The 25,964-nt window shown below is 60.0% G+C and carries 22 protein-coding genes; 16 read left to right on the plus strand and 6 right to left on the minus strand.

Annotated elements, in window-relative coordinates; all coding sequences use genetic code 11:
- The first annotated feature begins 78 nt into the window (after nucleotides 1-78).
- Nucleotides 79-840, plus strand: a complete 762-nt coding sequence (locus ACETPF_RS19090) for an SDR family NAD(P)-dependent oxidoreductase (protein ID WP_373936196.1) — start codon at nucleotides 79-81, stop codon at nucleotides 838-840.
- A gap of 32 nt (nucleotides 841-872) precedes the next feature.
- On the opposite strand, the gene ACETPF_RS19095 is transcribed toward ACETPF_RS19090, so the two are convergent.
- Entirely contained in the window at nucleotides 873-1,685 is an 813-nt protein-coding gene (locus ACETPF_RS19095; protein WP_373936197.1) for an IclR family transcriptional regulator domain-containing protein, read from the minus strand.
- Nucleotides 1,686-1,822: 137 nt separating this feature from the next.
- Here ACETPF_RS19095 and ACETPF_RS19100 point away from each other — a divergent pair, with 137 nt between their 5' ends.
- From ACETPF_RS19100 to ACETPF_RS19120, 5 genes are all read left to right on the plus strand, one after another.
- Entirely contained in the window at nucleotides 1,823-2,755 is a 933-nt protein-coding gene (locus tag ACETPF_RS19100) for a 3-carboxyethylcatechol 2,3-dioxygenase (protein WP_373936198.1), read from the plus strand.
- Between the two features lie 34 nt (nucleotides 2,756-2,789).
- Nucleotides 2,790-3,659, plus strand: a complete 870-nt coding sequence (locus ACETPF_RS19105; protein ID WP_373936199.1) for an alpha/beta fold hydrolase — start codon at nucleotides 2,790-2,792, stop codon at nucleotides 3,657-3,659.
- 84 nt (nucleotides 3,660-3,743) lie between these two features.
- On the plus strand, nucleotides 3,744-5,432 hold the full coding sequence (locus ACETPF_RS19110; protein ID WP_373936200.1) for a bifunctional 3-(3-hydroxy-phenyl)propionate/3-hydroxycinnamic acid hydroxylase: 1,689 nt from the start codon (nucleotides 3,744-3,746) through the stop codon (nucleotides 5,430-5,432).
- A 17-nt stretch (nucleotides 5,433-5,449) separates the two neighbouring features.
- The gene (locus tag ACETPF_RS19115) at nucleotides 5,450-6,088 is read left to right on the plus strand and encodes a glutathione S-transferase family protein (RefSeq protein ID WP_373936201.1); all 639 of its coding nucleotides are present in this window, start codon (nucleotides 5,450-5,452) and stop codon (nucleotides 6,086-6,088) included.
- Nucleotides 6,089-6,196: 108 nt separating this feature from the next.
- Entirely contained in the window at nucleotides 6,197-6,982 is a 786-nt protein-coding gene (locus tag ACETPF_RS19120; protein ID WP_373936202.1) for a fumarylacetoacetate hydrolase family protein, read from the plus strand.
- A 34-nt stretch (nucleotides 6,983-7,016) separates the two neighbouring features.
- Here the strand turns inward: ACETPF_RS19120 and dmpG are convergent, their stop codons facing one another.
- Complete coding sequence (gene dmpG, locus ACETPF_RS19125; protein WP_373936203.1) at nucleotides 7,017-8,057, minus strand: 4-hydroxy-2-oxovalerate aldolase; 1,041 nt, start codon at nucleotides 8,055-8,057, stop codon at nucleotides 7,017-7,019.
- Nucleotides 8,054-8,998 carry an acetaldehyde dehydrogenase (acetylating) gene (locus ACETPF_RS19130; RefSeq protein WP_373936224.1) on the minus strand — a complete coding sequence of 315 codons (945 nt, stop codon included), beginning with the start codon at nucleotides 8,996-8,998 and terminating at the stop codon, nucleotides 8,054-8,056. The genes dmpG and ACETPF_RS19130 overlap by 4 nt, the downstream gene beginning before the upstream one ends.
- A 144-nt stretch (nucleotides 8,999-9,142) precedes the next feature.
- Between ACETPF_RS19130 and ACETPF_RS19135 the strand changes: the two genes are divergently transcribed.
- The 5 genes from ACETPF_RS19135 to ACETPF_RS19155 all read left to right on the plus strand — a co-directional run bounded on the left by ACETPF_RS19135 (nucleotide 9,143) and on the right by ACETPF_RS19155 (nucleotide 16,256).
- Nucleotides 9,143-9,928 carry an IclR family transcriptional regulator gene (locus tag ACETPF_RS19135; protein WP_373936204.1) on the plus strand — a complete coding sequence of 262 codons (786 nt, stop codon included), beginning with the start codon at nucleotides 9,143-9,145 and terminating at the stop codon, nucleotides 9,926-9,928.
- A 254-nt stretch (nucleotides 9,929-10,182) separates the two neighbouring features.
- Nucleotides 10,183-12,456, plus strand: a complete 2,274-nt coding sequence (locus ACETPF_RS19140; RefSeq protein ID WP_373936205.1) for a TonB-dependent receptor — start codon at nucleotides 10,183-10,185, stop codon at nucleotides 12,454-12,456.
- A gap of 122 nt (nucleotides 12,457-12,578) precedes the next feature.
- Nucleotides 12,579-13,580 (plus strand): cyclase family protein, encoded by a 1,002-nt coding sequence (locus tag ACETPF_RS19145; protein WP_373936206.1) that lies wholly within the window; start codon nucleotides 12,579-12,581, stop codon nucleotides 13,578-13,580.
- A gap of 69 nt (nucleotides 13,581-13,649) precedes the next feature.
- Complete coding sequence (locus ACETPF_RS19150) at nucleotides 13,650-15,368, plus strand: FAD-dependent oxidoreductase (RefSeq protein ID WP_373936207.1); 1,719 nt, start codon at nucleotides 13,650-13,652, stop codon at nucleotides 15,366-15,368.
- 39 nt (nucleotides 15,369-15,407) lie between these two features.
- On the plus strand, nucleotides 15,408-16,256 hold the full coding sequence (locus ACETPF_RS19155) for an alpha/beta fold hydrolase (RefSeq protein ID WP_373936208.1): 849 nt from the start codon (nucleotides 15,408-15,410) through the stop codon (nucleotides 16,254-16,256).
- A gap of 47 nt (nucleotides 16,257-16,303) precedes the next feature.
- Here the strand turns inward: ACETPF_RS19155 and ACETPF_RS19160 are convergent, their stop codons facing one another.
- Nucleotides 16,304-17,170 carry a helix-turn-helix transcriptional regulator gene (locus tag ACETPF_RS19160; protein WP_373936209.1) on the minus strand — a complete coding sequence of 289 codons (867 nt, stop codon included), beginning with the start codon at nucleotides 17,168-17,170 and terminating at the stop codon, nucleotides 16,304-16,306.
- Between the two features lie 134 nt (nucleotides 17,171-17,304).
- The gene (locus ACETPF_RS19165; protein WP_373936210.1) at nucleotides 17,305-19,509 is read right to left on the minus strand and encodes a TonB-dependent receptor; all 2,205 of its coding nucleotides are present in this window, start codon (nucleotides 19,507-19,509) and stop codon (nucleotides 17,305-17,307) included.
- A 502-nt stretch (nucleotides 19,510-20,011) separates the two neighbouring features.
- Between ACETPF_RS19165 and ACETPF_RS19170 the strand changes: the two genes are divergently transcribed.
- The 5 genes from ACETPF_RS19170 (at nucleotide 20,012) to ACETPF_RS19190 (ending at nucleotide 25,002) form a co-directional block, all read left to right on the plus strand.
- A complete protein-coding gene (locus ACETPF_RS19170) occupies nucleotides 20,012-20,881 on the plus strand; it encodes an NAD(P)-dependent oxidoreductase (RefSeq protein ID WP_373936211.1) in 870 nt (289 codons plus the stop codon).
- 50 nt (nucleotides 20,882-20,931) lie between these two features.
- Nucleotides 20,932-21,825, plus strand: a complete 894-nt coding sequence (locus tag ACETPF_RS19175; RefSeq protein ID WP_373936212.1) for an MBL fold metallo-hydrolase — start codon at nucleotides 20,932-20,934, stop codon at nucleotides 21,823-21,825.
- A gap of 359 nt (nucleotides 21,826-22,184) precedes the next feature.
- Entirely contained in the window at nucleotides 22,185-23,228 is a 1,044-nt protein-coding gene (locus ACETPF_RS19180; RefSeq protein WP_373936213.1) for a 2Fe-2S iron-sulfur cluster-binding protein, read from the plus strand.
- Between the two features lie 20 nt (nucleotides 23,229-23,248).
- Entirely contained in the window at nucleotides 23,249-23,596 is a 348-nt protein-coding gene (locus ACETPF_RS19185; protein ID WP_373936214.1) for an EthD domain-containing protein, read from the plus strand.
- Nucleotides 23,597-23,892: 296 nt separating this feature from the next.
- On the plus strand, nucleotides 23,893-25,002 hold the full coding sequence (locus ACETPF_RS19190; RefSeq protein ID WP_373936215.1) for a 3-ketosteroid-9-alpha-monooxygenase, oxygenase component: 1,110 nt from the start codon (nucleotides 23,893-23,895) through the stop codon (nucleotides 25,000-25,002).
- 71 nt (nucleotides 25,003-25,073) lie between these two features.
- Here ACETPF_RS19190 and ACETPF_RS19195 read toward each other — a convergent pair whose 3' ends face one another.
- A complete protein-coding gene (locus ACETPF_RS19195) occupies nucleotides 25,074-25,946 on the minus strand; it encodes an isocitrate lyase/PEP mutase family protein (RefSeq protein WP_373936216.1) in 873 nt (290 codons plus the stop codon).
- Nucleotides 25,947-25,964: the final 18 nt, after the last annotated feature.

The following is a 25,964-nucleotide window of genomic DNA, read 5'->3' on the forward strand; positions in this document are numbered from 1 at the left end:
CTGGCCCATGACATCGTTCCCGGGGATAAAGAGACAGTCCGCCGCGGATGCGAAGAGAATATTGCGGGAGAGTTGAGAATGGAATTCGTCACCTATCCAAGCCTCGAAGGCAAGATTTGCTGGATTTCCGGCGGCGCGAGCGGCATTGGACGGGCGGTCGCGGCCAGCCTCGCGGCCAGCGGCGCGACTGCTGTGATCGCCGATTTGGACGAGGGGAGTGCCCGCAACGCGATCGAGGCCATTGTCTCAGGCGGTGGCAAAGCGGTGTTCAGCCAGGTCAACATTCTCGACACAGCTTCCGTCGAAGAGAGCGTTCAAAGTACCGCGGACCGTTTTGGGCGGCTTGACGTCTTGGTAAATTCGGCCGGACGCACCTCGACCGATCGCTATGATGATTTCGAACGCAACGTCGATATGTTCCTCCTCGGGACGTGGCGCGCGATGCGAGTGGGGCTTCCGCTGCTCCAGCAGGCAGGTGGCGGTTCGGTCATCAACATCGCATCGATCGCTGGTGTGACGGGATCGATCGGCCCGGCAGGCTATGGTCCGTCCAAGCATGGCGTGGTCGGCGCCACCAAGGACGCAGCACTCAAGCATGCCAAAGACGGCATTCGCGTGAATGTCGTGTGTCCCGGCTACATTGAAACGCCGATGACGGCAGGCTTCGCGCCGACGAAGGCGGAAAGCGACGCCCTCATCAACGACAAGCTCCGTGTCCCGATGGGACGATGGGGTCAGCCGGAGGAGATTGCAGCCGTCGTCGCTTTCCTAGCGTCCGACCAAGCCTCGTTCATCACCGGACAGGCGATTGTTGTGGATGGTGGCTTGACCGCACGATAGGCAACGATGCCGACGATCGCGCAATGCGCAGCTCAGGCGGACGGCACGCCTTTACGCTCGGTAAAATCCGCGAGCGATTGCTCGACCTGGTGGACGCAGATTTGTAGCTTGTCGAGATAGCGCTCGGCAGCTTGCTCCGTCGTCATGACGCTGCGAAAGAACACGATGTTCACTGCGCCGGCCACATGGCCATTTGGCCCGGAGACGGGAAGCGCGATCGCACTGATTTTTCCTTCGCTCTGTCCGGTCGAACTTGCATAACCGCGCTCGCGCACCGTCGCGATCAGACTGTGGATACGCTCGCGATTGCGGACATCCTCGGCATTCGTCCCGCCCATTTTCTCTACGATCTCGAGCGAAGCTTCGAGCTCGTCATCGTCCATCGCTGACAATATCGCCAGACCCAGCGCCGAACGCACGAGGAAGCGCTCCTTCCCAACCATGGCGCGATGGACCGACATGGGGCTGATCTTGTGGGTCGTCAGCCGGATCAGAACCTTTCCTCCGACGAAACTAGCAAAGTCGCACGGCCACAGCACATCCTTGCTCAGTTCGAACAGCGGCGGCCAAGCGAATTGGGTGACGATGTCGTCATCTTTCAAAGCGTCGGCGAGATAGGCGAATTTCGGTGTCAATGCGACGGCGCCGTCCTCGGTCCGACGGGAAACATAGCCAAGCTGTATGAGGGTATTCACCAGCCGATATGTTGACGACCGTTCGATGTTCGCAGCAGCGCTCAGGTCGCCCATCTTGGCCCAGCCAAGCTCGCTCAGCGCCTCGATGACCTGCAACCCCCGAACCAGCGACCGCACATCTTTATAGGGGGCTTCCTCGCTCGCTTTCACCGGCCCTCTCTCATGTTCACATTGAGAACATCCACGCAAATGCCGTTGCAAAAGACCAAGCATTTTCCCAATCGTCAAGCGGCAATCCCGCTTTAATCCCACGGCCATTCAGATGGGTGTAATTCAGGAGCAACTCGATGATTGTCGGATCCGTGTGCTTGTCACACAGCCCGCTTAAGGACCGGACCCGCCCGAGTTCTGAAAAGGAAGCTCGATTCAACGCTTCCCTCGATGAGGCGGGAAAATTCGTGGCGGAGCAGCAGCCCGATCTCACGGTCATTTTTTACCCCGACCATATCAACGGTTTCTTTTACGGCCTCCTTCCGCCCTTCTGCATTGGAATTGAAGGCACGTCGATCGGAGATTATGGCACGGCTGCAGGCAAGCTCGACATTCCGGAGGCGCGTGCGGCGGAGCTGGCGAAATTTGTTCTGAACGCGGGTGTCGATGCTGCGATCTCGCACAATATGCAGGTTGATCACGGCGCCGTGCAGCCACTCGAATGGCTTTCGACGGATCACGCGCTCCATCGGGTCATTCCAATATTCGTCAATTGTGCAGCGCCGCCGCTTCCGACCTTCGAACGCGCACGAGCTCTAGGCCGTGCGGTCGGCGCGTGGGCCAGGCAGGCGCCGGAACGCGTTTTGGTTATCGGCTCCGGCGGACTGTCTCACGATCCGCCCATGGCTGAGTTGGCGAGCGCGACGCCTCAAGCACGCGAGCGTCTGATCTCCGGAGCGCCGCTCGATCACGCGTCGCGCTTTGCGCGGCAAGCGCGCGCCGCCACGGAAGGGAATGCGATGGCAGTCGGGCAGTCGCGATTGCGGCCGGCCAACGCCGAATGGGATCGCCAACTGCTGGACGCCTTCCTCGCCGGAAATCTGTCGAGCCTCGACGACTGTTCCCAGCAATCGATCAGCGAAGCGGGCGGCCGCGGTGGTCACGAGGCGCGCACCTGGGTGGCCGCTCTCTCCGCCTTGGGCGCAGGGTATTCGGCCACGGAAATTTTCTACGAGGTCATCGACGAGTGGATCACCGGCATGGGGATTCTCACGGCGACGTCCGCCTAAGTCATTCATGAATGCCCGGAAGGTAAGAACACACATGTCCGAATTCCACAAATCCGTCTGGTCTGACCTGACCCAAGTCGCCTTCACCCAGGGCTATATCGATGCCGACGGCATCAGAACGCGCTTTCTTTCGTCCGGATCGAGCGACAAGCCGTTGCTCCTGCTCCTGCACGGGACAGGCGGTCACGCCGAAGCCTACAGCCGCAACCTTGCGGCCCATGGCGAGCATTTCTGGACGGTTGCCATCGATCTTATCGGCCATGGCTGGAGCGATAAGCCGGCCTGTGCTTACGAAGTGCCGGACTACGGCCCCCATGTCCTGGCGGTAATGAAGGCCCTGGGGCGCGATAAAGCGAGTATCTCGGGGGAGTCTCTGGGCGGTTGGGTAGCGGGTTGGATCGCGCTGCATCATCCGGAGAAGGTGGATCGCCTCGTCCTCAACACGGCAGGCGGCTGGACCGCGCATCCCGAAGTAATGGCTCGGATCAAGCGGCTCTCGATGGAGGCGGTGAACGATCCGACGCCGGCGAGGATCAGGAGCAGGCTTGAATTCCTGATGCATGACATCTCGAAGGTGAACGACGATCTGGTCGAGACGCGCCGTGCGATCTACGCCCAGCCGGGCTTTCCCGAGGTAATGGAGCGCGTGCTGTGCATGCAGGACATGGATGTCCGCCGCCGGAACATGTTTTCAGACGAAGATACGCGGCGCATCGCGTCCCCTGCCCTCGTGCTCTGGACCTCGCACGATCCGACGGCAACTCCGGACGAAGGTCGCCGCATCGCGGAGCTGCTGCCGAACGCCCGCTACGAGGTGATGAACGAATGTGGCCACTGGCCGCAGTTCGAAGATGCCGAGAAGTTCAATCAGCTCCATCTAGATTTTCTGCTGGGCCGCTCATGAGGCATGCTTGCGCCGTCGCCGCTCGCGGAACGACCATAATTCCCCTGACGCCAGGGCATAATGATGCTGCCAGGAGACACTATCGTGCTCGATGACATGGAAGTCGACGTCGCCATCGTCGGCGCGGGACCGGTCGGGCTGACGATCGCCAACTATCTCGGCTGCCTGGGAATCAGCACGCTCGTCCTGGAGCAGCGCGACCGGCTGATCGACTACCCTCGGGGCGTCGGAATGGACGACGAGTGCCTGCGCAGCTTCCAGGCTATCGGGCTCGGCGACGCGATCGCAGAGCATACGACCCCTGGCCAGAAGATGCGCTTCCTGACGATGACGGGAAAGACATTTGCGCTGATCGATCCAAAGACGCGGGAATTCGGATGGCCAAGGCGGAGTTCGTTCATCCAGCCCATGGTCGATGCGATCCTCTATGAGGGCTTGCAGAGGTTCAGCTCCGTTCGAACGCTTTTTGGAGCGGAGGTCTCGGCCTTCGTGGAGCATCCGGATCATGTGGAGCTTGCCGTCAAGACGGGCGATCGTAGCGCGGCGGTCAAAGCCAAATGGCTGGTGGGTTGCGACGGCGGCCGCAGCAACGTGCGCAAGCAGCTCGGCATCGCTTTCGACGGCATCACGGATTCGACGCGGTGGGTGGTGATCGACATCCTCGATGATCCCGTCGGGCTGCCGGACTCCTATCTCCACTGCGTTCCGTCGCGGCCCTATGTTTCGATCGCCCTGCCCCATGGCATGCGCAGGCTCGAGTTCATGGTGTTCGGCGACGAAAGCGAAGAGGAACTGACATCGCCGCAGGGCGTCGCCCAACTGCTCGCCCGCGCATTGCCCCATCCCGAGCGCGCCAATGTCCTGCGAAGCCGCGTTTACACCCACAATGCCCGCCTGGCGCGGAGTTTCGGCAAGGGGCGGGTTCTGATCGCCGGCGATGCAGCGCACCTGATGCCTGTTTGGCAAGGTCAGGGCTATAATAGCGGAATCCGCGACGCGACCAATCTTTCCTGGAAACTCGCCATGGTCGTGCGCGGTGAAGCCTCTCCCGACATCCTCAAAAGCTATGAGAGTGAGCGGCGCACGCATGCCAAGGCCATGATCGATCTTTCGGTCACGGCTGGACGCATCTTCGCGCCTACGAACAAGCTCGTCGCCTGGCTCCGGGATCGTATCGCCTTGGCCCTAAATGCGATCCCGCCGGTGAAGCGCTACTTCGTGCAAATGCGCTTCAAGCCGATGCCCCGCTTCACGCAGGGCATCGTTTTGTCGGATGCAGCGGGAAAGCCGGAGGGCAACGCTACTGGCCGGCTCTTCCCCCAACCCGATGTTCTGACCAGAGACGGCAAGCGCAGCAGGCTCGACGATGTCATCGGCCTGCGCTTTGCCGTGCTTTCCTGGGGGAGCGATCCCCAATTGCACATGTCTGACGCTGTCCGACGCTACTGGTCGCAGGTTGGCGCCCATATGATCGCCGTGATCCCTCCCACGCAGCTCAGCAATTTCCGCGGAACGATTCTCCCGGGGACCACCGTCGTCGGGGACCTGCACGACGCTTTGCACGAATGGTTTGCGCAGCAGGACGCCGACGGTTCCATCGTCGTCATCCGGCCGGACCGCTTCGTCGCCGCTATAGTTTCGCCGCAAGCTCTGGACGAGGCGAGCCGAAAAGTGGCCAGCCTCATAGGTGGGCAAGCCACCTTGCAGATCGATAATCTGGAATTGGGCGGTCGATCGGATGTCACGACAAGCAAGCGCATAGCAACGGTGTGACACCTGGGGGTAAGGACATGGCTCTAACCTTGTTCGCCTTCCCGGGATCGTGCTCCCTTACCGGTATGATTGCTCTAGAAGAGGCAGCAGTTCCTTACGAGGTATTCGTCCTCGATATGTTTGAGGGCCAGCATCTTGATACTGACTACCTCACTCTCAACCCAAAAGGCAAAATTCCGACTCTTTTGGTTGATGGCCAGCCACTCACCGAAACCGTTGCGATACTGACATATATCGCCGACTTACGTGCTGACGCTCACATGCTGCCGTCCGTCGGCCTTCCCTTAGAGCGAGCATTGGTCGTTTCAAAGGCGGCCTGGCTGGCCTCGAGCACGCTTTCGGCGTTTAATCGCCTGTTCCTGCCGGGAAACGCCTGTTCAGACGAGGCGGCAGAGCAATCCGTGCGCGAAGCGGCCCGCACCACGATCAAGAAAGATTTGTGCATTCTCGAAAGCGAGTTGGCGCCGACCGGATATTGGCTCGGCGAGTTCTCAATCGCCGACATTTTCGCGTTCTTTATCCATCAGGTGGCAACGCAATGTTCGATGGATCTCGACGATTTACCAAAGTTTGTCGGCTTGACATCCCGTTTGGCTGAGCGACCCGCATTCCGCTGCGCGATGGCGTGGACAAGGGAATTTGTCACACATGCGTGAAGCGCCACAGATTGCGCCGGGCAACTCTCGACGGGGGTGCGATCGCCGATGCGACCACTCAAAACCGCAGTTATTGTTTCCGCCCAACGACAAGAACAGGATGATCGAATGACTGAGAACGATCTGCGAGACATGTTCGCAATGGAGCTTCATGAAGCACTGAGGAAGAATTGTACGGTTGCTCCGCTTCGCGACAGGGCCGATCTCACGATCGACGATGCCTATGCGATCTCTCTTGGCATTCTGGCCAGGCGCGAAGCAGACGGAGAAACCGTCATCGGGAAGAAGATCGGCGTCACCTCCAAGGCCGTGCAGGATATGCTTGGCGTCGATCGTCCGGATTTCGGATTTCTGACCGATCGGATGTGGATCAATGGCGATACCCCATACCGCATAGCGGGCAACCTCATCGCGCCCCGCGCGGAAGCAGAGATCGCCTTCATCCTCAATCAAGATCTTATTGGTCCGGGCGTTACGGATAGCGATGTGCTTGCGGCTACGGAGGCGGTGTGCGCCTGCTTCGAAATCGTCGACAGCAGGATCGAGAACTGGAACATCCAGATCGTCGACACGATCGCCGACAATGCGTCTTGCGGAGTTTTCGTCCTCGGGGATGCAAGGGTCGATCCACGCACCGTCGACTTGCCGAACCTCAAATGCGAGGTCTTCAAGAATGGCCGGCTTATTTCCGAAGGCTATGGCTCGGCCGTGCAGGGTTCGCCTCTCACCGCGGTCGCTTGGCTTGCCAACACCCTGGGCGCCTACGGCGTTCCGCTGAAGGCGGGCGAGATCATCCTGTCGGGTTCCCTCGTGCCTCTCGAGCCGGCGGCGCCTGGCGACATTTTCAAAACTCGGATCGACAAGCTGGGCAGCGCCAAAATCAGCTTCGCTTGAAAGGGCGCGCAGAGCGCGCCCTTTCCTCTAAGCACTAGGCCGCTTGCTCCTTGAGCATGTCCAACGCCACATCGACGATCATGTCTTCCTGACCACCCACCATCTTGCGGCGGCCTAGTTCGACAAGGATCGTCCTGGTATCGAGTCCGTAGGTTTCCGCCGCCTTCTCGGCATGGCGCAGGAAGGACGAATAGACCCCGGCATAACCGAGCGCGAGCGTCTCGCGATCGACGCGGACGGGCCGGTCCTGCAACGGCCTGACGAGATCTTCCGCAGCGTCCATCAACGCCATCACGTCGCAGCCATGGTTCCATCCACGGCGATCCGCTGCCGCAATGAACACTTCCAGCGGAGCATTGCCCGCACCCGCGCCCATGCCCGCGAGACTGGCATCGATCCTGACTGCGCCGCACTCCGCCGCCACCATGGAGTTCGCCACACCCAGCGACAGGTTGTGATGCGCGTGCATGCCCCGCTGCGTCTCGGGCTTGAGCACGCGGTCATAGGCTTCGAACCGCGCCTTGACGCCCGCCATGTCGAGCGCGCCGCCGCTGTCGGTCACATAGACGCACTGCGCGCCATAGCTTTCCATCAGCAGCGCCTGCTGCGCCAGGGCATCGGGCTCGATCATGTGGCTCATCATCAGGAAGCCCGAGACGTCCATGCCTAGATCCCGCGCTATCCCGATATGCTGCTTCGAGACGTCCGCTTCGGTGCAGTGCGTCGCCACACGTACCGAACGCACGCCAAGATCATAGGCCCGGCGTAGTTCATCGACCGTGCCGACGCCCGGCAGGATGAGGGTGGTGAGAACCGACCGCTCAAGAACGCTCGCTACCGCCTCGAGCCATTCCCAGTCGGTGTGCGCGCCGAAGCCGTAATTGAAGCTGGCCCCGTTCAGGCCATCGCCATGCGCGACCTCAATCGCGTCGACGCCAGCCTTGTCGAGGGCCTTGGCGATCGCCGCGACATGATCGACCCCATACATGTGGCGGATGGCGTGCATGCCGTCGCGAAGGGTGACGTCCTGGACGTAAATCTTGTCGCCCGCTTCCACATTGAATTTAGCGCTCATGCCGCCACCTTCTTTCCTTCGCGAATGCGCTGCGCCAGCAACTCACCGGTCGCCTTGGCCGCAGCTGTCATGATGTCGAGATTGCCCGAATAGCTGGGCAGATAATCGCCCGCGCCCTCGACCTCGAGCAGGATCATCGTCTTGATGCCCGTGAATTCACCACGGCCAGGAATCTTGAGCTTGTTGTTGTCGCCGAAGCGTTCGAACTGCACCTCTTGTTTGAGGCGATAGCCCGGCACGTAGGCCTGCACCTTCTTCACCATCGCTTCGACTGAGGCGCGAATCGTCTCCTCATCGGCGCCCTCGGACAGTGTGAAGACCGTGTCGCGCATGATCATGGGCGGCTCGGCCGGATTGAGGATGATGATGGCCTTCCCCTGGGCGGCGCCACCCACCTTCTCGATCGCACCTGCGGTCGTGCGCGTAAACTCGTCGATGTTCGCACGCGTGCCCGGCCCGGCAGAACGCGAGGATACCGACGCTACGATCTCGGCATAATGGACGGTCGCGACCTGGCTGACGGCGGCGACCATCGGGATGGTCGCCTGTCCGCCGCAAGTGACCATGTTAACATTGCCCGCGTCCAGATTGGCGTCGCCGTTCACCGTGGGAATCGTATAGGGACCGATCGCCGCCGGGGTGAGATCGACCACCTGCTTGCCGTCCGCCCGGAGAGCCGCGTCATGCACCTTGTGGGCATAGGCAGATGTTGCATCGAACACGATACCGATCTCTGGGTAGATCGGCATGCTCTGGAGACCTTCAAGCCCCTCATGCGTCGTTTCGACACCGTGGTCGCGCGCCATGGCAAGCCCTTCGGACTTCTCGTCGATCCCGACAACGGCGACAAGCTCCATGTTCTGCGGATATTTGATCATCTTGATCATCAGGTCAGTGCCGATGTTGCCCGAACCGATGATAGCGGCCTTTATTTTACTCACAGGATCTCCTTTCCATAGACATGTCGCATGGGAGGCGCAGGTCCGTCGTATCGAAGGACTCTCCAATTGAAGATTCATCAACAAGGTTCAACGGTGGGCCTATCCCGAATTCCCGCCTGTCGAAAGTTGATGCATAGGACTGGCATGAAGAACAAATCGATGAGTCGAACTTCGCAACTGACGGACAAAACACTCGATGTCCTCGAGGCGGTAGCGCGCCTGGGCAGCGCTTCGTTGCCAGAAATCCAAGCCCGGTGTGGACTTTCTATGGCCACGGCGCACCGGATCATGCAATCGCTGATCGACCGGGGCTTTGTGATGCGGACGGGCCGGGCGGACTATCGACTTGGTAGCGTCGCCATCACGCTGGCCGAAGGTGTTTCAGTGCGTGACATCCTCGCGCCGGCCGCCCGCCCGCATCTGCTCAGCCTCTCAAAGCATACAAAGAGCAACACCCATCTGGGCGTCTGGAACGACGGCATGGTGGCTTATCTGGTCAAGCGGCGCTTTGGGAAACTCCCGGTTCATTCCGCCGAGGGTGCCCAGCTGGAGGGCTATTGCTCGGCTCTCGGCAAGATCCTGCTTTCGGGCATGCCGGATGACGAACTCGATCAATATCTGGCGGATGGTGGTTTCATCGCGCTGACGCCGCATACCATCACCGATCCGGAGCAGCTCCGCGCAGAGATCGAGGATGTCCGGCGTCGTGGCTGGGCGGCCGACAATGAGGAAATCGCCCTTGGCCTACGGTGCATCGCGGTTCCAGTAAGAGGACGGGACGGGAGCATCCTGGCGGCAATTTCGATCAGCAGGGTCGGACCTTCGGTCCAGGCTGAAGAACCGACGATGCTTCTGCCTTTGCTATGTGAGACAGCCGAAGCGATCACAACGAAGCTATTCCCGATTCCGATCCGACCGATCGATCGCTAGGTCCTCTCACGCGATCTGGTCGCGCGCGGTGCAGATCCCCGCACGCGAATTCCTCTGTCCGTGAAGCCTCTTTAAGCGTTGCAAACCATAGCGGGCCCTCGCGTTCTCAGGGCGAACAAATCTCCATTTGCCGTTGTCCGGCATCTCGCGCGTTCGTATCCGGCTGGAGAGAGCATTCGGTTGCGGCAGACAACATGGCGGGTCCGGCAAGGAAGTCGCGCTCCATAAGGCATGCGTTTCGGGGAGGGAGAGACATGAAGGTCACCAAAGCTGCTCGCCAGAGCATAAGGTTGTCGGGCTCTGCCTCCTTCGCTGCGCTGGCCATCTGCTTCACTGCGACGCAGGCGCAAGCGCAGCAATCGGCCAATGACACTGCGCAAGGCCAGTCAGCCGGCCTTGAAGAGATCGTCGTGACGGCACAGCGCCGATCGGAAAATCTCCAGAAGGTCCCGGTGTCGGTAAGCGCCGTTACGTCCGATGCATTGGCTTCGGCCGGCATTAGAAATGGCGCGGACCTTGGGCGCATCGTACCAGCCTTGAGCGTGTTTACGACCAGCGGCGCCGTCCAACCCTTCCTTCGCGGCGTAGGCACCCCCTCGTCGCTGCAAGGCTATGAGAGCAGCGTCGCGGTTTATGTCGACGACACCTACATCTCGCGCGTCCCCCCCTCGCTCTTGGAGCTTTCGAGCATCGAGCGGGTGGAAGTGCTCAAGGGTCCTCAAGGTACGCTGTTCGGCCGCAACGCCAGCAGCGGCCTGATCCGAATCATCACGCGCGACCCATCGCACGATCCCGTTCTGGAAGGGTCCGTCGGTCTGGGCAATTACGGTACCTTTCGGGGCACCCTTTATGCTTCCACCGGTATTACATCCAATCTCGCCGTCGACGTCTCCGGCCTAATCTCGGATCAGGCGGATGGTTGGGGCCGCAACTTCGGCATCGGCGGCAAGTGGGGCAAGGATACCACGAAGGCAGCCCGTACGAAGGTGAAATGGGAGCCGACCTCCACAACCTCCGTAAGCCTGAGCGCGGACTATACCCACTCCCGCAATAGCTTCATCGCGAATAGCCAGTATAATTATGGGCCCTATCGCGGCTACAGCGAGCCGCCCTACGGCCTCCAGCCTCGGCGTGGCTTCTACGATATCGAAACGAACGACCCGCCGATCGTTGTCGAGGAGAATTACGGCTTTTCCGGGAAGATCGCTCAGGACCTTTCCTTTGGCACATTGTCGAGCATCACGACCTATCGGAAGGATACAGGCTACAACGTCTTCGATTCCGATTTCTCGAGCCAGCCATTCTTGCGAGCAGACCTATACGGATTTACCAAGACCTTTACGCAGGAACTACAGCTCGCTTCGCGCAAATCGTCGGATTTCACCTGGATTGCGGGCCTTTATTATCTGAACTCCAGAGCGGGCTATCTGCCGTCCCGTTTCACCGGAGATGGAATCGATGTTGCTGCACCTCTCCTTGGCCTGCCGACCGGAACACCCTTGGTCAGCGACACCTACGCGGAAAACAGGAACAAGTCCTACGCCGGCTATGCCCAGGCTACCTATCACGTCACGCCGACCACCGGCATCACGCTCGGGGCACGATATACCAAGGACGATATTGCGGGCGTCGGATCTTCGCAAATCTACCCCGTGGGCGGCACACCCTTCACGCTTTCCACGGTGAACGTATCGAGCTCCTTCGAGAAATTCACATATAAGGCTGCTGTGGACCAGCAGGTAACGCCCGATGTTCTGGTCTATGTCTCGCAGAGCAGAGGCTATAAGGCCGGGCTGTACAACACACTGCCCGTTAACAACACGCCGGCGAAGCCTGAAGTTCTTGACGCGACCGAGATCGGCGTGAAGTCTGAATTGTTCGACCGAAAGCTTCGCCTCAATGCCGCCGGCTTCTATTACAAGCTTCACGACGCTCAGTTTCAGCAGTTCAACGGCCCTACGGTTCAGGTGATAAACGCCAAAAGCGCGCGCATTTGGGGCGCTGAAATTGACGGTGTAGCCGTGTTGGCGAGAGGTCTGCAGCTGCGCTTCAGCGGCGGGTACTTGGATACGAAATATACCAGCTTCACTAATGCGCAGACGCCTGTTCCCAATCCCAACACCGATCCCGCACTGGGTCCGGTCGGAGGCTATCTGGATAATCTAGCGCCGTATGATGCATCGGGGAACCGGATCGTCCGCGCCCCTAAATGGACCGCGAATATCGGCGCAAATTATGAGCTGGAGACCTCCGCCGGTAATTTCAATTTTGACGTCAATTATTCCTATACAGGCAATTTCTATTGGGACGCCGATAATGTTCTCAAGCAACCTGGCTATGGCCTACTCGACGCCCAGATCAAATATACCTTCCCGCAACAGGAGCGGTTCTCCGTCCGATTGTGGGCAAAGAATCTGACGAAAAGGGAATATTATGTGGCTGAAATTCAGAGCTCCGGCGCGCGAGGATCGTCAGCCATGCCAGGCGCACCACGAACCTATGGCTTCGATTGGCTTTTCAACTTCTAGGCAGGATCGCGGCGGCTGGGCTGCCCCGACAAGCAGCGATGCGTCTTTGGCCAGACGACACGCCTCAAAGGATGGCTTTAAAGTCCCGTTTCTACCTGTCATTCCAATGATGACCGGCCGTCATGGGCGAGGAGTATCGGAAAATGTGTGACAAGCACGGGCATGGCGCATCAGGGGGCTCCGAGGTAGGCCAGCTTTTGTCGGACGCGCCGAGCAACTGGGGCCGCTGGGGTCCGACCGACGAGGTGGGATCGCTGAATTTCCTGACCAACCTCGAAGTTCTGCGCGGCGTACGCGCAGTTCGACAGGGAAAGGTGTTCACCTGCGGCGAAGTGATCGGCAACCCGAACGGCGACCCGCTCTGGCCTGGGCGGGCACCGGCCAAGCGCGAGACGATGATCGACAAGGACAGCTATGTTCGCGGCGACCTACCTTCCCTGCCCGGTGGCGCTGAATTCACCGACGATCGCATCGAGATGTTTCTTCAGGGCTCAACCCAATTCGATGCACTGGGGCATGTCTGGTATGACGACAAGCTCTGGAACGGCTATCCGTCCAGCGACACCAATGGCGGCCTCAAAAATGCTTCGATCCTTCCGATTTCCGAGCGCGGCGTCGTAGGACGCGGCGTTTTGCTCGACATGGCTGCCTACAAGGGCAAGCCGTTTCTCGACAAGGGTGACCTCCTTCATCTGGAGGATCTGCTCGGCTGCGCCGAACAGCAGCAGGTGAAAATCGAGAAGCACGACATTCTCTGCCTACGCCTTGGCTTCCTCCAATTATTGCGGGTCCAAGGGCCGGAAACTTTCTACAAGGATTTTCTGGAGCCTGGTCTTACCTACTCGCCAGAACTGGTCGCGTGGTTCCACGAAATGGAAATACCCTGTCTGGCGACCGACACGATCTCGAACGAGACCGAACTTGACCCAGCGATCGGCGTCCAGATTCCGCTTCATTGCGCTTTGATGCGGAACCTTGGAATTGCGTTCAATGAAGTCTGCAATTTCGAGGCGCTCAACAAAGACTGTCATGCCGATGGCCAATGGGATTTCCTCTACGCGGCCGCGCCCCTGAAAGTCACCGAGGCGACTGGCGCTCCCGTCAATGTGCTGGCGATCAAGTGATCGCGTCCCTTTCGTCTGGTCCGGCATTCGTCCGCGGTCTGTCGGCACCGCAACCCGCAGAGGATGGGCATGGCTGAAAGTGCGTATGATCTCGTCATCGCCGGATCGGGCGCGGCTGGCCTTTCAGCGGCGATCATCGCGCAATCCAAGGGTCTACGGGTCGCGATCGTCGAAAAAACGAGCTTGATCGGCGGTACGACATCCTATTCCGGCGGCGTCGTCTGGATACCCAATAGCCGCCAGAACGTCGCCACCGGCCTGCGGGACACGCTCGATGAAGCTGAGCGGTATCTCGACAGCACCGTGAGCACACCGCACGAACGCGAGGCGCGCCGCGAATATCTGGAACGTGGGCCTGAGGCGTTCGCCTATCTTGAAAGCCTGACGGGCCCTCTCTTCTACGTCCGCGCGATCAACTCACCGGACTATTTTCCGGACGCGGCGGGCGCTTCGCAACAGGGCCGGGCGATGACGCCTCTCAGCGTCGATGGCCGACTATTGGGTGATCGGTTCAACGACATTCGCCCTCCCCTTCCAGAGCTTTGCCTGTTCGGTCGGCAGATGCTCGAGCTTATGGATGTCTATCATCTCCTGAACGCCCGTCGGTCTGCCAAATCCGCGCTCCACACCGGCCGCCTTCTATTGCGCGATCTGCGAGATCGTACCCTCTATCGCAAATATGGCCGCGGAACCCGTCTTACCGGCGGGAATGCGCTGGTCGCCAACCTCTACAAATCGGTCTTGGATCGTGGCATCCCTATATTTCGCAAAAGCCCTATCGTGGAACTGACGCGAGAAGGCGATCGCGTTACCGGCGTCATCGTCGCGCGGAACGGAAGCCGCGAGACGCTGCGCGCCGCACGGGGCGTGATCCTCGCCACCGGCGGGTTTCCCTGGAGCAAACCGCTGCGGAACGCGCACATGGACGAAGCCGAATTCGGCTACTCAGCGACCAGTCCCGACAGCACGGGAGACGGTATCGCAATCGCGACGGCGATCGGCGCGAAGTTTGATACGGCGAACGTTGAAGGCGCGTTCTGGACCCCTGTCTCAACCGGAACGCGCAAGGATGGGTCGGTCGCGCGCTTCCCTCATCTCATGGCGGACAGGGCGAAGCCCGGGCTGATCGCGGTCAACAAGTCCGGGGTACGCTTCTTCAACGAGGCGGAAAATTATCATGACTTTGTCCGCGCCATGCTCGGGCGGATGAAAAACGAGGATCAGCAGCCGGTCCATTTGCTGTGCGACGCCACCTTCGTTCGCAAATATGCCTTCGGCGCGGTGCCACCTCTCGCGTCGGAGCGTCGTCGCGCTGTGCGGTCCGGCTATCTCATCGAAGCATCAACCATCGATGAGCTGGCCGACAAGATCGGCGTGGACCGCGATGCTCTCAACGAAACCATCGCCGAGTTCAATCGGGATGCCGAACGGGGTGTCGACACTAAATTCGGTAAGGGCGATAGCGCCTACAACCGATATCTTGGCGATGCATCTAACAAGCCCAATCCCTGTCTGGGGCCGCTCAAAAAGGCGCCCTTCTACGCCATTCGTGTCCATGCCGGCGACATCGGGACAACTTATGGTCTGGCGGCGGACATCCATTCCCGTGTTCTCGATGAGCAGGGGCAGCCAATCGACGGCCTCTATGCCTGCGGCAATGACCGCAATTCGGTGATGGGGGGATTCTATCCGAGCGGAGGAATCACGATCGGCCCTGCCCTCACCTTCGCCTATCTGGCGGTGATGCATGCGGCCCGAGAGGACCCGCGCCCCGTAGCCGCCAGTTGACGGCTCGCCCACATCCTCCCTCCGAAAGGCCGGACCTCCATGTCAAGCACCTCGTCCCATATCGCGTTCCAGCGCAAGGAGATACTCGTCGACGGGCTCGAGACCAGCTATCTTGAGGCGGGATCCGGCGACCCCGTCATTCTGCTCCATGGCGGCGAGTTTGGCGGCGAAGCCGAAATCTGTTGGGAAGAGACCATCCCCGCGCTGGCCGAACACTTCCGCGTCCTGGCACCCGACCTGCTCGGCTTCGGCCACACGGCCAAGGTTGTTGATTTTGTCGATGGACGGGCGCGTCGGATCCGGCATTTGGCGCGATTTGTGGAGGAGGTTGGTGCTGTCGGCGCGCCCTGTGTCGGCAATTCGATGGGCGGGATGCTCCTTCTTTTCGACGCTGCCTCGCCGACCCCCCGGCTGACTCCGCGCAAGATCGTGACCATCGCCGGCGGCGGCGCATTGCTTATGGATTCTCCCCACACTGAAGCACTGTTCGCCTATGACGGTTCAGTAAAGGGCATGACGAAGATCGTGGAAGCGCTCTTTCACGGCGAGCGCTGGATCACCGACAGCGATTATATCGAGCGGCGCCGCGCAAGCAGCCTTGCGCCCGGCGCGTGGGAGGCCGTCGCAGCCGCGCGCTTTCGCCGCCCGGAAGAATTCCAAGAAGCAAGGGCACCGTCCGGCGGCATCGACTATGCCCGGATTTCCACGGAAACGCTGATTATCGCGGGCGCGAACGACAAGATCAAGCCATCGGGATGGTGGGAAGAACTTACCGGCAAGATGGCAAAGGCCGACACTCTCATTGTGCCCGAAGCAGGCCATTGCGCCCAGATTGAGCAGCCTGAAATCGTCAACGAAGCGCTGATCGCATTTTTGGCCGCAAAATAGGCGTCTCACTGCTTGAGCGCAGCCGCCGTGAGGCGTTTCGGCGCAGTCTAGGACTGTCTGCCGTTTCGTACACGCATCCTGAAAGCGAGTGGTGTCTCCCCCGTCGCACGTTTAAACGCGCTGCAAAAGGAACTGGCGCCGGAAAGCCCCAGCAGGTGAGCGATCTGCTTAAGCATCAGGTCAGTGTTGGCCAGCAATTCGCGAGCGCGCTTGACCCTCTGCTGCTCTACATATCTGTGCACGCTGAGGCCAAATGTCTGGCGGAAAAGCCGGTTCAGATGTGACTCGCTGATGATGCAGTGACGGGCGATATGCGCCACGGAAATGCTGCATCCAAGATTGTCGGCGACATATGTCTTAATGTCCTGCTGCTTGCGCTTCGACAGTTTCGCGGATGAGGTGCGGTGGGCAGTCAAATCCCGCTCGCCCGCCACGGAATCGTAGACTTCGTTGAGGATGATCTGCAGCAGCAATTCGATCGTATCTTCAGTTGATGGGGTCGGATGCTGCAGTTCCTCGGCGATCCAGCTCATTGCCCGCTCGATGCGGCCGCCAAACAAATTGAGCCCGAGTGACAGGCGATCTTCCGTCCATTCGAGCCGGCCCGCGACGGTAGCCTCGAACCACTCGGGGTCGATAATGCATCGCACTGTCTGTTCCACGGCAAAGGTTTCGTCGCGTATCACCTCGATCTCGGCATGAGCTGGTAGAAAAAATGTCTTGCTGGGAAGCCGGTAATTGCAGCCCGCGACCGCGACACGCGTGCGCGATTCCGATGGGATAATGCGCCGGACCAACAAATGGGAGTCGTATCGCCGTGAATATTGGGCGACATCGGTCCAGCGGAAATTGACCAGCTGGACTTGCGCTGCCGACAGGTTTAGCTGGCGCCCAATATGCTCATCATGAGCCATTCCAGATCTCTCGCCAAATCAATATCCCACGTATCCTATGCCACCTGCTGAAGCAACGGAAGGCATCCAGCCAGACCGCACCGCTGAGCGACTTCCCCGAGTGCGCAACGCTTCCGATGAAAACGCTGGGAGCTTCAGAGACGGATGTCTACCGCCAGTCCATAGGTGAGAGGCGGAGCCGGCAGATACGGGTAGCCAGCAGCACCAGACTGCGTGGAGGCACGAAGTAAATATCGGGATCCGGTCAGGTTCTTGCCCCACAGTCTAAAAGCAAAGACATCGTTCGGGCTGTACCGCACCTGTGCGTTAACAACTTCGAACGACCGCTGTCTGATGAGATTGTCGGGTTCCGTGAAATAGCCGTCATTGTAGAAGTAGTCGGCAGTGAGGAGCCATTTTCCGGAACTGGAATCGAACTCGTAGTCGACGCCGATATTGCCGGTGAGTTTGGGAGCCTGTGGCGTGTAGTTGCCGCCGGCAACGACGCCTTTCAATGGTGACGCCGCGCCGAACGGCGGGCTGAGATTCTGCGGGCCGCTTGGCGCACAACGAACGCACGCCCCGGTGACTGGGTCGATAAAGCCGTAGCGGGTATATCGGGAGGACATCCTGTTCAGGCTCGTGCGTAGGGTCAGGCCGCGCGTGATCCGAGCCTCCGCCTCCAATTCCAGGCCCTTCACGCGGGATGCATCGGCATTCGAGAATAGGACCGTGGTACCAACGGTCAATTGCACCTGCGGATTTTTCAGCTTGTAATAATAGGCCGCGGCATTGAGACGCAGCCGCCGGTCGAAGAATGTGCTCTTGAAGCCCACCTCATAGGCGTCGACCACTTCCGGCTTGTTCGGGATGGGATTGTAGGTGAGCGTGTTGAACACCGCCGATTTGAAGCCGCGACTGGCGCTCCCGTAAACCAGCGCGTCGCGGCTGAGCTGGTAGTCGAGCGCTGCTTTATAGGTGAGTTTGTTCAAGCTGTCTCGCGCCGCGGGCGCGTCAGAAAGGATATTGCCGTTGCCCCGGACGATCCTGCCGTCGGCGCGGTTCCGGTCCCAGCTAAAGCGCAAGCCGCCGGTAAGCTTGAGGCGCGGCAGAATTTCATGCGTCGCCTGCGCGAAGACCGCGTATGATTTCGCACGCTGGAAACCGATAGGATGGAAACCCTCATTGCGCAGCACAGCTGCCTGGCTTCCATTTGGGCTGTAGAAGAACGTCTCGTCGTCATAGCCGCTCTTTGCATTATAGTAAAAGAGCCCGAGAACCCAATCCCAGGACGATCCGGGTGGGGAGGAAAGCTGGACTTCCTGGGTGAACTGCTTGACGGGCGCATGCAGCAGCGCGACTTGGTCGGGTCGAGGACCATTATCGGCATCCGTACCGGCACTGCTGATCGTCTTGATGTAGCCGCTGATGCTACTGAGCGTGGCAAATGACAGTTCCTGACGGGCGTGCAAGGTCACGCGCCAACTTCGCGCTTTCAGGAAACCGTCCTGGTCATTATCCTGATCGAACCAGTCCCGCGGCAGCAGCGGATCGAAGGGCGCGGTGAGATAGCCCCGGATGGTACCAGGCAAACTGTTCCCTTCGCGCCCCATCTTGGAATAAGAATAGAGGCCGGTGAGGATGAACCGTGTGTTGTCCGACGGCTCAAACATCAACTTTGATCTGGCGGTCATATAATCGAGGTAATTCGTACGGCGTCCGGTCGTGACGTTCGTACCGAAGCCGCTGCCCTGTCTTCGGCCATTCAGGGACACGTCGAGCGCAAGCCTATCGGTGAGCCCTCCAGTGACGTAGATATTCCCTTCGACAAGGTTGAAGCGACCATAGCTCAGGCTCCCCGTCGCCTTCGGATCATATGAGGGGATGGGCGTGACGATCTGGATCACGCCACCGCTGGCGTTGCGGCCGAACAACGTTCCCTGAGGGCCTTTCAAGACCTCGACGCGTTCCACGTTTCCGAGTGAAAAGAAGCCGACCGGCAGTCGTGAGTAATAGACCCCATCGACATAGAGAGCGACGCTGGCCTCGTTGCCGACCGTCGTGCTGGAATTTCCTACGCCCCTGAGAAACGGTTGTACCGTGCCGCCGGACTGGCCAATCTGGAGACCGGGAAGAGCGCGCGATAAATCCTCGACCCCGCTGATCCCGCGCGCCTGCAGGTCGCCGGTCTGGAGGGCGGTTATCGCCATTGGAACCTGCTGCAGATTTTGCTCACGCTTCTGAGCGGTGACGATGATGTCGTCGATTTGCGGTTCATCGCCGGTCGCCTGACCATAGGCCGGCGGACTGAGAGACAGCGCGATCGCTGCCGATGCGACGCCATAGCTCCTAAACCTCATCATAGCTCTCCCTCCCATTGTCCGCCCGATTTCGGGTCCGGTTATCCGAAGGGCAAAGTAGGCTGTGCGCCCACGCGGGCGCTATGCTCGCGGATGTATTGATTCGGTCATGCGGTTTCTGAATCCCGCCGCGCTCATCTTCCAAGCGGCGCGCGGTTGCGCGCCATTCGCTTTCCTGCAGCCACACCTTGAACGGGTGAACTGTTGAGAAGACGCCGATCCCGGATATACGAAACCAGCCGATGGATTCTCATATCCTGTCAGACAGCCTACTGACTCACGCCCGCTTCATTCACATAATCCTTTGAAATACTGCACTTAGTCTGGAAATCCGCTCCTTCGTTATTCGGCGGCCCCGACGACTTAAGGGGCGGGCCCCGATTGTGATCGCGCACCAGATCCGCCTATATCGTTGGCGGTATTGCGGTTGAGGCACCCGTGCCCAGCTCCGCGGTCGGCGGATTCCAGCCGCGCTCTCCAGACAAATGCTTCGAGGTTGATAGTGGAACGATCGAACTATGAGACGCAGCGTGTGGGCTATATCGGCCTCGGCAATATGGGCGGCGGCATCGCTACCCACTTGGTGCGCGCGGGCGTGCCGTTGATCGCCTATGACATCAACCCTGACGCAGTGGAGAAGATTGTCACCGCGGGCGGCAAGGGTGCGGAGTCCGTGCGTCAAGTCACGGAGGAGGCTGACATCCTCATCGTCTGTGTGCTCGATTCAGCGCAAGTGATGGATGTCGTGGCCGGCGCGAACGGCATTCTCGAGCACTCTCGCCCGGGCCAAATCGTCATCATTCAGTCGACCGTGATCCCGCAGACTATCGTGCGCGTGGCGGATGCGGCCAGGGAGCGGGGCGTCGACCTGATCGATGCGCCGGTCAGCGGCAGCTTCGACGACCGCCTGAACGGCACGCTGGCCGTGATCGTTGGTGGTGACGACACGGTGGTCGAGCGCTGCCGCCCGGTCCTCGAAACCATCGGAAACAAGGTGCGGCATGTAGGCCCGCTGGGTAGTGCCGAGGTGGCAAAGCTCGCCAATAATGCCATCATGCATACCACTCGCCTCGCCGCCATCGAGATCATGCGGTTCGCCGCGGCCTATGGTGTTTCGGAGGACATGGTGCGAGCGGTGGCAAAGGTGTGCAGCGCCGATTCCTGGGTGCTCGACAACTGGGGCTATTTCGATGCGCAGACGATGCTCGCGATCGGAGATGATGCACCGCAGATCCGCAACGCGCTGGAGGCGGCAGAGCATCGCGACATCGATCTGCCACTCTGTCGGGCAACTGCCGGTATTGCCCCCTCCATCGAATCCGGCCGACGGCGACAGTTGCAAGCGTGTGAGCCTTCCACCCACGCTGATTAGCGCGCCAAAGGTGCGGACAACTTACAACATCCTCTGGGAACAGGTTGCCAATGATAGCCATCGGCGAGTTGCAGATAGACCGAGTTGAGGAGATTTGCGGCGCATTTCTCGGTATGGACGAGTTTCTTGATGGCGTACCTCGCGAGGTTCTTGCGCGGGATCCGGCATGGCGCGCGCGCCACGGCGTTGACTCCACCGGCAAGCTTGTCACCAGTGTGCATAGCTGGATCGTCCGAACGAAGCACCATGTGATTCTGATCGACACATGTTTGGGCAACGATAAGGATCGCGGCGAGGGCAACGCCGGTCACCGGCTCCAGCTTGACTGGCTCAACCGCCTAAGGGCCAAGGGCTTACGGCCGGAAGACGTCGACTTCGTCATGTGCACGCATCTTCACACCGATCATGTCGGATGGAATACCCGCCTCGTCGATGGCCGCTGGGTCCCAACCTTTCCCAACGCGCGCTATATATTCTCGCGCATGGAGTATGAGCATTGGCATCCAGAAATCCGCGCGTCGAACTTCCTCGATCAAGGCGTTGCGTTCTTGAACAGCGTTCTTCCCTGCGTGGAGGCGGGGCAAGCCGACATTGTCGAGGAAGGCTATTCGATAGACGATCATCTGATGTTGGAGGGCGCGCCTGGGCACACACCCGGCACGTGCATCATTCGCGCAAGCAGCGCAGGCTCGGTCGGATTGTTCGTCGGCGACTGTATGCATTCCCCAATCCAGGTCGCTTACCCTGACGTAAATTCGGTTGCCTGCGAAATTCCAGATCAAGCACGCGATACCCGTCGGCGCCTGCTCTCGGAATGCGCGGAGCACGGCCATATGATCCTGCCCGCGCATTTTCCGCCGCCCTTCGCCGGCCATGTAAAGCGAGCAGGCGAGGCGTTCGAATATCTTCCGCTTACAGGTGACACGGACCGCCGCCATATGTGACACCCGACCAGCTATCCCGTCGTGGGCAGGAGGCCGTAGCCAGCTTTTCGGGTCCCCTTAGCAAACTTGAAGACGGACCCGTCCGGCTGGCAAGGCCCTCTTATCCGCGTGTCGTGGCTATCCCCAATGGCGCTGAGCCGCCGCTCGGCTTTGTTCGTCCGTCACCCCGTCGCCCGGCTACCTGCTCAAATAGCCAATGCAGTGCACAGCTTTGGCAAATCTTTACATCTCCCCAGAAGCCCGGAATCGCGGCAACGCTTCAAGAAGCAAAAGACGATAGCTCCGTTGCGTGTGATGCAGGGCTTTGGACGGTTTGATCGCCGAGGACATGCTTCGCCCGCAAGTTTAGAAGGCCGAAAGTGAGCGCTGATTTTCATCGCCTGGTCATTGTGGACGTCGTCCACGAGACCGATGATGCCAGGTCCTTTTTCCTGAAGGTCCCGGAAGATGTTCGCACGGTGTTCGCATATCGCTCGGGGCAATTTTTAACGGTAGGCGCACCCGGGCAGAACGAGGAGATACACCAGCGCTGTTACTCGTTGTCCAGCGTGCACGGCTGCGACGCCGATCTCAAGATTACAGTAAAGCGGGTGCCCCTCGGTCACGTTTCGAATTGGATGATCGATAATCTCAAACCCGACGATCGTTTGGCGGTCATGCGGCCCGCCGGCCTGTTCACAAGCCGCTGGCCGGATCGCAACCTCGCATTGTTTGCCGCCGGAAGCGGGATCACGCCGATCATCTCGCTCGCCAAGGATCGACTTCGATCCCATGCATCGGCCAGCGTCTTCCTGTTTTACGCCAATCGCGACGAGCGCTCCGTTATATTTCGGACCGAGTTGGCCGCGCTCGCGCAAGAGTTTCCGGCCCGGTTTCGCGTCATCCACTGGTTGGAGAGCGTTCAGGGCCTGCCGTCGCAGACGCAGATCTCCGGCCATGCCTCCGGCCTGGAGAGCAGCGAGTATTTCATCTGCGGCCCCTCCCCGTTTATGGATGCCGTCTCAGCGGCTCTATCCGGCCTGGGCATCGAAAAGGATCTCGTGCATCTGGAGCGGTTCGTCCTTGCTTCGCCTGGCGAGCCAACGATCGATCGATCGCCCGCGGCGCGTAGCGACGCCGCTACGGACGGCGGGAACGCAAGTTTGACGGTAGTGCTCGACGGGCAGGCGACCACGATCGATTGGAACACCGGCGAACTGATGCTCGACGCCCTTCAGGCCGCCGGGCTCAATCCGCCCTATTCGTGCCGCTCGGGTTCCTGCGGAGCGTGCATCTGCACGCTGGAGAGCGGCGAGGTCGAGATGCGGCACAATGAAGTGCTCGACGAGGCAGATCTGGAGGACGGCTTGGTGCTCGCCTGCCAATCGGTAGCCCGCTCAAGCCACATCAAGGTCAGCTTCTGACATCGAGGGAGAATGAAATCATGTTCAAGGTGTTGGCCTTTCTATCGCGCAAGCCGGGCATGTCGCCGGAAGAATTTAAAGCATATTACGAGACGCGGCATGTCCAGGTAATCAACGAGGTCGCTCCCGGGATTCCCGTCTACCGGCGCAATTTCCTGCAATTGAACGACCCGCAGAATCGCAATGCAGACCAGATCAACTTCGACGTGGTCACGGAGATGGAATTCCCCGACCGGGAGTCGTTCCAGCTTTGGGCCAAGAGTTTCGCGGCGCCTGGCGCTGCCGAGCGCGTTGCTGAGGACGAAGCGCAATTCATCGATCGAGACCATATTCGCGTCTGTGTTGTCGAGGTCTCGGAGAAGGATTAACGGCCGCGCACAATGGCTGCGACCCGCGTACGAAGGAACGGCGTTTGGAATGCCTTGCGGAGACCCGGTGTCCCCGCGGTCGGGCGCAGTTGCACGGTTCGCCCTTGAAAGGCCACTGCTTCCGGATCGGGAGGCGTATCCCCTGTCGCAGCATCGCAAAACGAAATTCATGCGCTGATCGGCAAATCATTTCCGCTTCCGGTGCGCGACGGGGCCGTTAGCCTCGTCGCTACATCATTAGGGAACCGGGGACCTTCCGCAACCTCGGCTACCCTGTGGGCGAGAGGATAGTTTCATTGGACAATGCTGCACCAGAACGGGGACAGCTCGCCGGCAACGAGCCTCCCCGACGTTATGCCCGGGGTTGGCACTGCCTGGGTCTTTCAGCGCCATTCAAGGACGGCCGACCCCATACGCTGGAGATCTTCGGAACCAAGCTGGTGGCGTTCGAGCAGGCGGACGGCCGCATGGCCGTTCTGGACGGTTTTTGCCCGCACATGGGCGCCGACCTCGGCACCGGTGCCATTATCGAGGGCACGGTCGCGTGCCCGTTTCACGGGTGGCAGTGGAACGGCAAGGGCGAATGCGCGCACATCCCCTATTCGCCTCGCATTCCGCGCAAGGCCAAGACAAAGTCCTGGCCTGTGATGGAGCAGAACGAGCAGTTGTTCGTCTATCACGATCCCGAGCAGAAGCCGCCGCCTTCCGAAGTGGCCATTCCCGCGATCGACGCCGTGGTGAACGGCGAGTGCACCCCTTGGGAGTGGCAGACAATCCATATCCCCGCCAACTGCCGCGAACTCATCGACAACGTCGCCGACGCGATGCACTTCAAGCTCGTCCATGGACTGGAAGCGACTCGCTTCGCAAATGTCTTCGAGCGGCACATGGCTACTCAGAGCGGCACCTTCCAGGCGCTGAGCGCGGACGATGGACGCGGAAATAGCGACGGCACGGCGGCATTCTCGTTCGAAAGCACAGCAACCTATTATGGTCCGGCATATATGATCGTCAGTCAGACGGTCGATCATCTCGGTAAGCCCGTCGAGCTCTATCTGATCAACGCTCATTACCCGATTACGCCGACCAGCTTTGCGCTACACGTCGGCATCACCACGCGGCGCATCGAAGGCGTCTCCACGGACGAGAGCATCGCGCTCGGGCGGGCGGTAGCGAAGGCGGCGGTCGACACATTTCTCCAGGATGTCGGCATCTGGCAGACCAAAGCCAGAATAGACGCTCCGGTGCTCACCGAATTTTGCGGGCCGATCTATCAACTCCGCCGCTGGTACGAGCAATTTTATGTCGACGCGGCGGATGTGGTCCCTGCGATGACCGACAGGTTCGAATATGAGGTCGACCTCCGAACGCCCAACCAGATGCTCAATGCGGCGGCTCGGTCCTGACCGCTTTCCGTCATCGACCGCCGTTCGGAAGGCATCCGATAAGATCGCCAGCGTCTTAAAGCGGGTCCCCGTCAGTCTCCAAGCGATGCAGAATATCGCTCTTCAATCGCGGCGAAGGCGTCGAGGCGCGCCGCACGCATGAGTTCCAGCGGGCTGGTGTAAGGCCCGGCGTTACGGGCCCAATATGCAGCGTCACTGCCGGTCTCGTGAATGGTCTTGAACAGATCGGCCATGGCATTCGCCGCAGCGCTGAGCGCGCTTGCCGCGTACATGGTGAATGCATAACCGGCATCCGCAAGGTCGTCGGTGGTGTAGCCGGGGGGCGGGCTTCCGCCCATGTTCATCACCGGCCCGTCGATCGCCGCGATCATCCTGCGCGCCCATTCCATCTGCTCATCCGCGAGAAGGCTGAAATAGGATTGCCTCTCCACCTGCATGATGACCGGCATGACCATGTCCGCGCCTTCCTCCAGAAAGAGGTTGGAGCGGTCGATCACCTCCTGGAAGGATATGGTGTCGGCATCCGTGCGGGCCACGATGACGAAATCGGGATCGGTTCTGGCGTCGAGCGCAGCCTTTAGCCTGTCGATCGCCTCTCCCCGTCCGACCACCTTGCGACCAGTCAGCAGCGGACAATGTTTGGGCAACGCCTGATCCTCGATATGTACGCCGGCAATGCCCGCCCGCTCCATTTCCCGGATCGTCCGGCCGACGTTCAGCACGCCGCCGAAGCCGGTGTCGATATCAGCGAGAATCGGGATATTAGTCGCCTCGGCCATGCGGGCGGCATGGCCGCAAATCTCCGTCATCGACATCAGCCCCAAGTCCGGAGCGCCAAGTTGCGACGCCTCGACGCCCAGCCCGGTCATATGGATTGCGCGAAACCCCGCCAGTTGCGCCAAACGCGCGGAAAATGCATCGAAACAGCCTGCGGCAACCACCATGCCGCTCGCTAGCTCATT

The organism is Sphingobium agrisoli (genome assembly GCF_041877245.1).
In the GTDB taxonomy this organism is placed as follows: Bacteria; Pseudomonadota; Alphaproteobacteria; order Sphingomonadales; family Sphingomonadaceae; genus Sphingobium.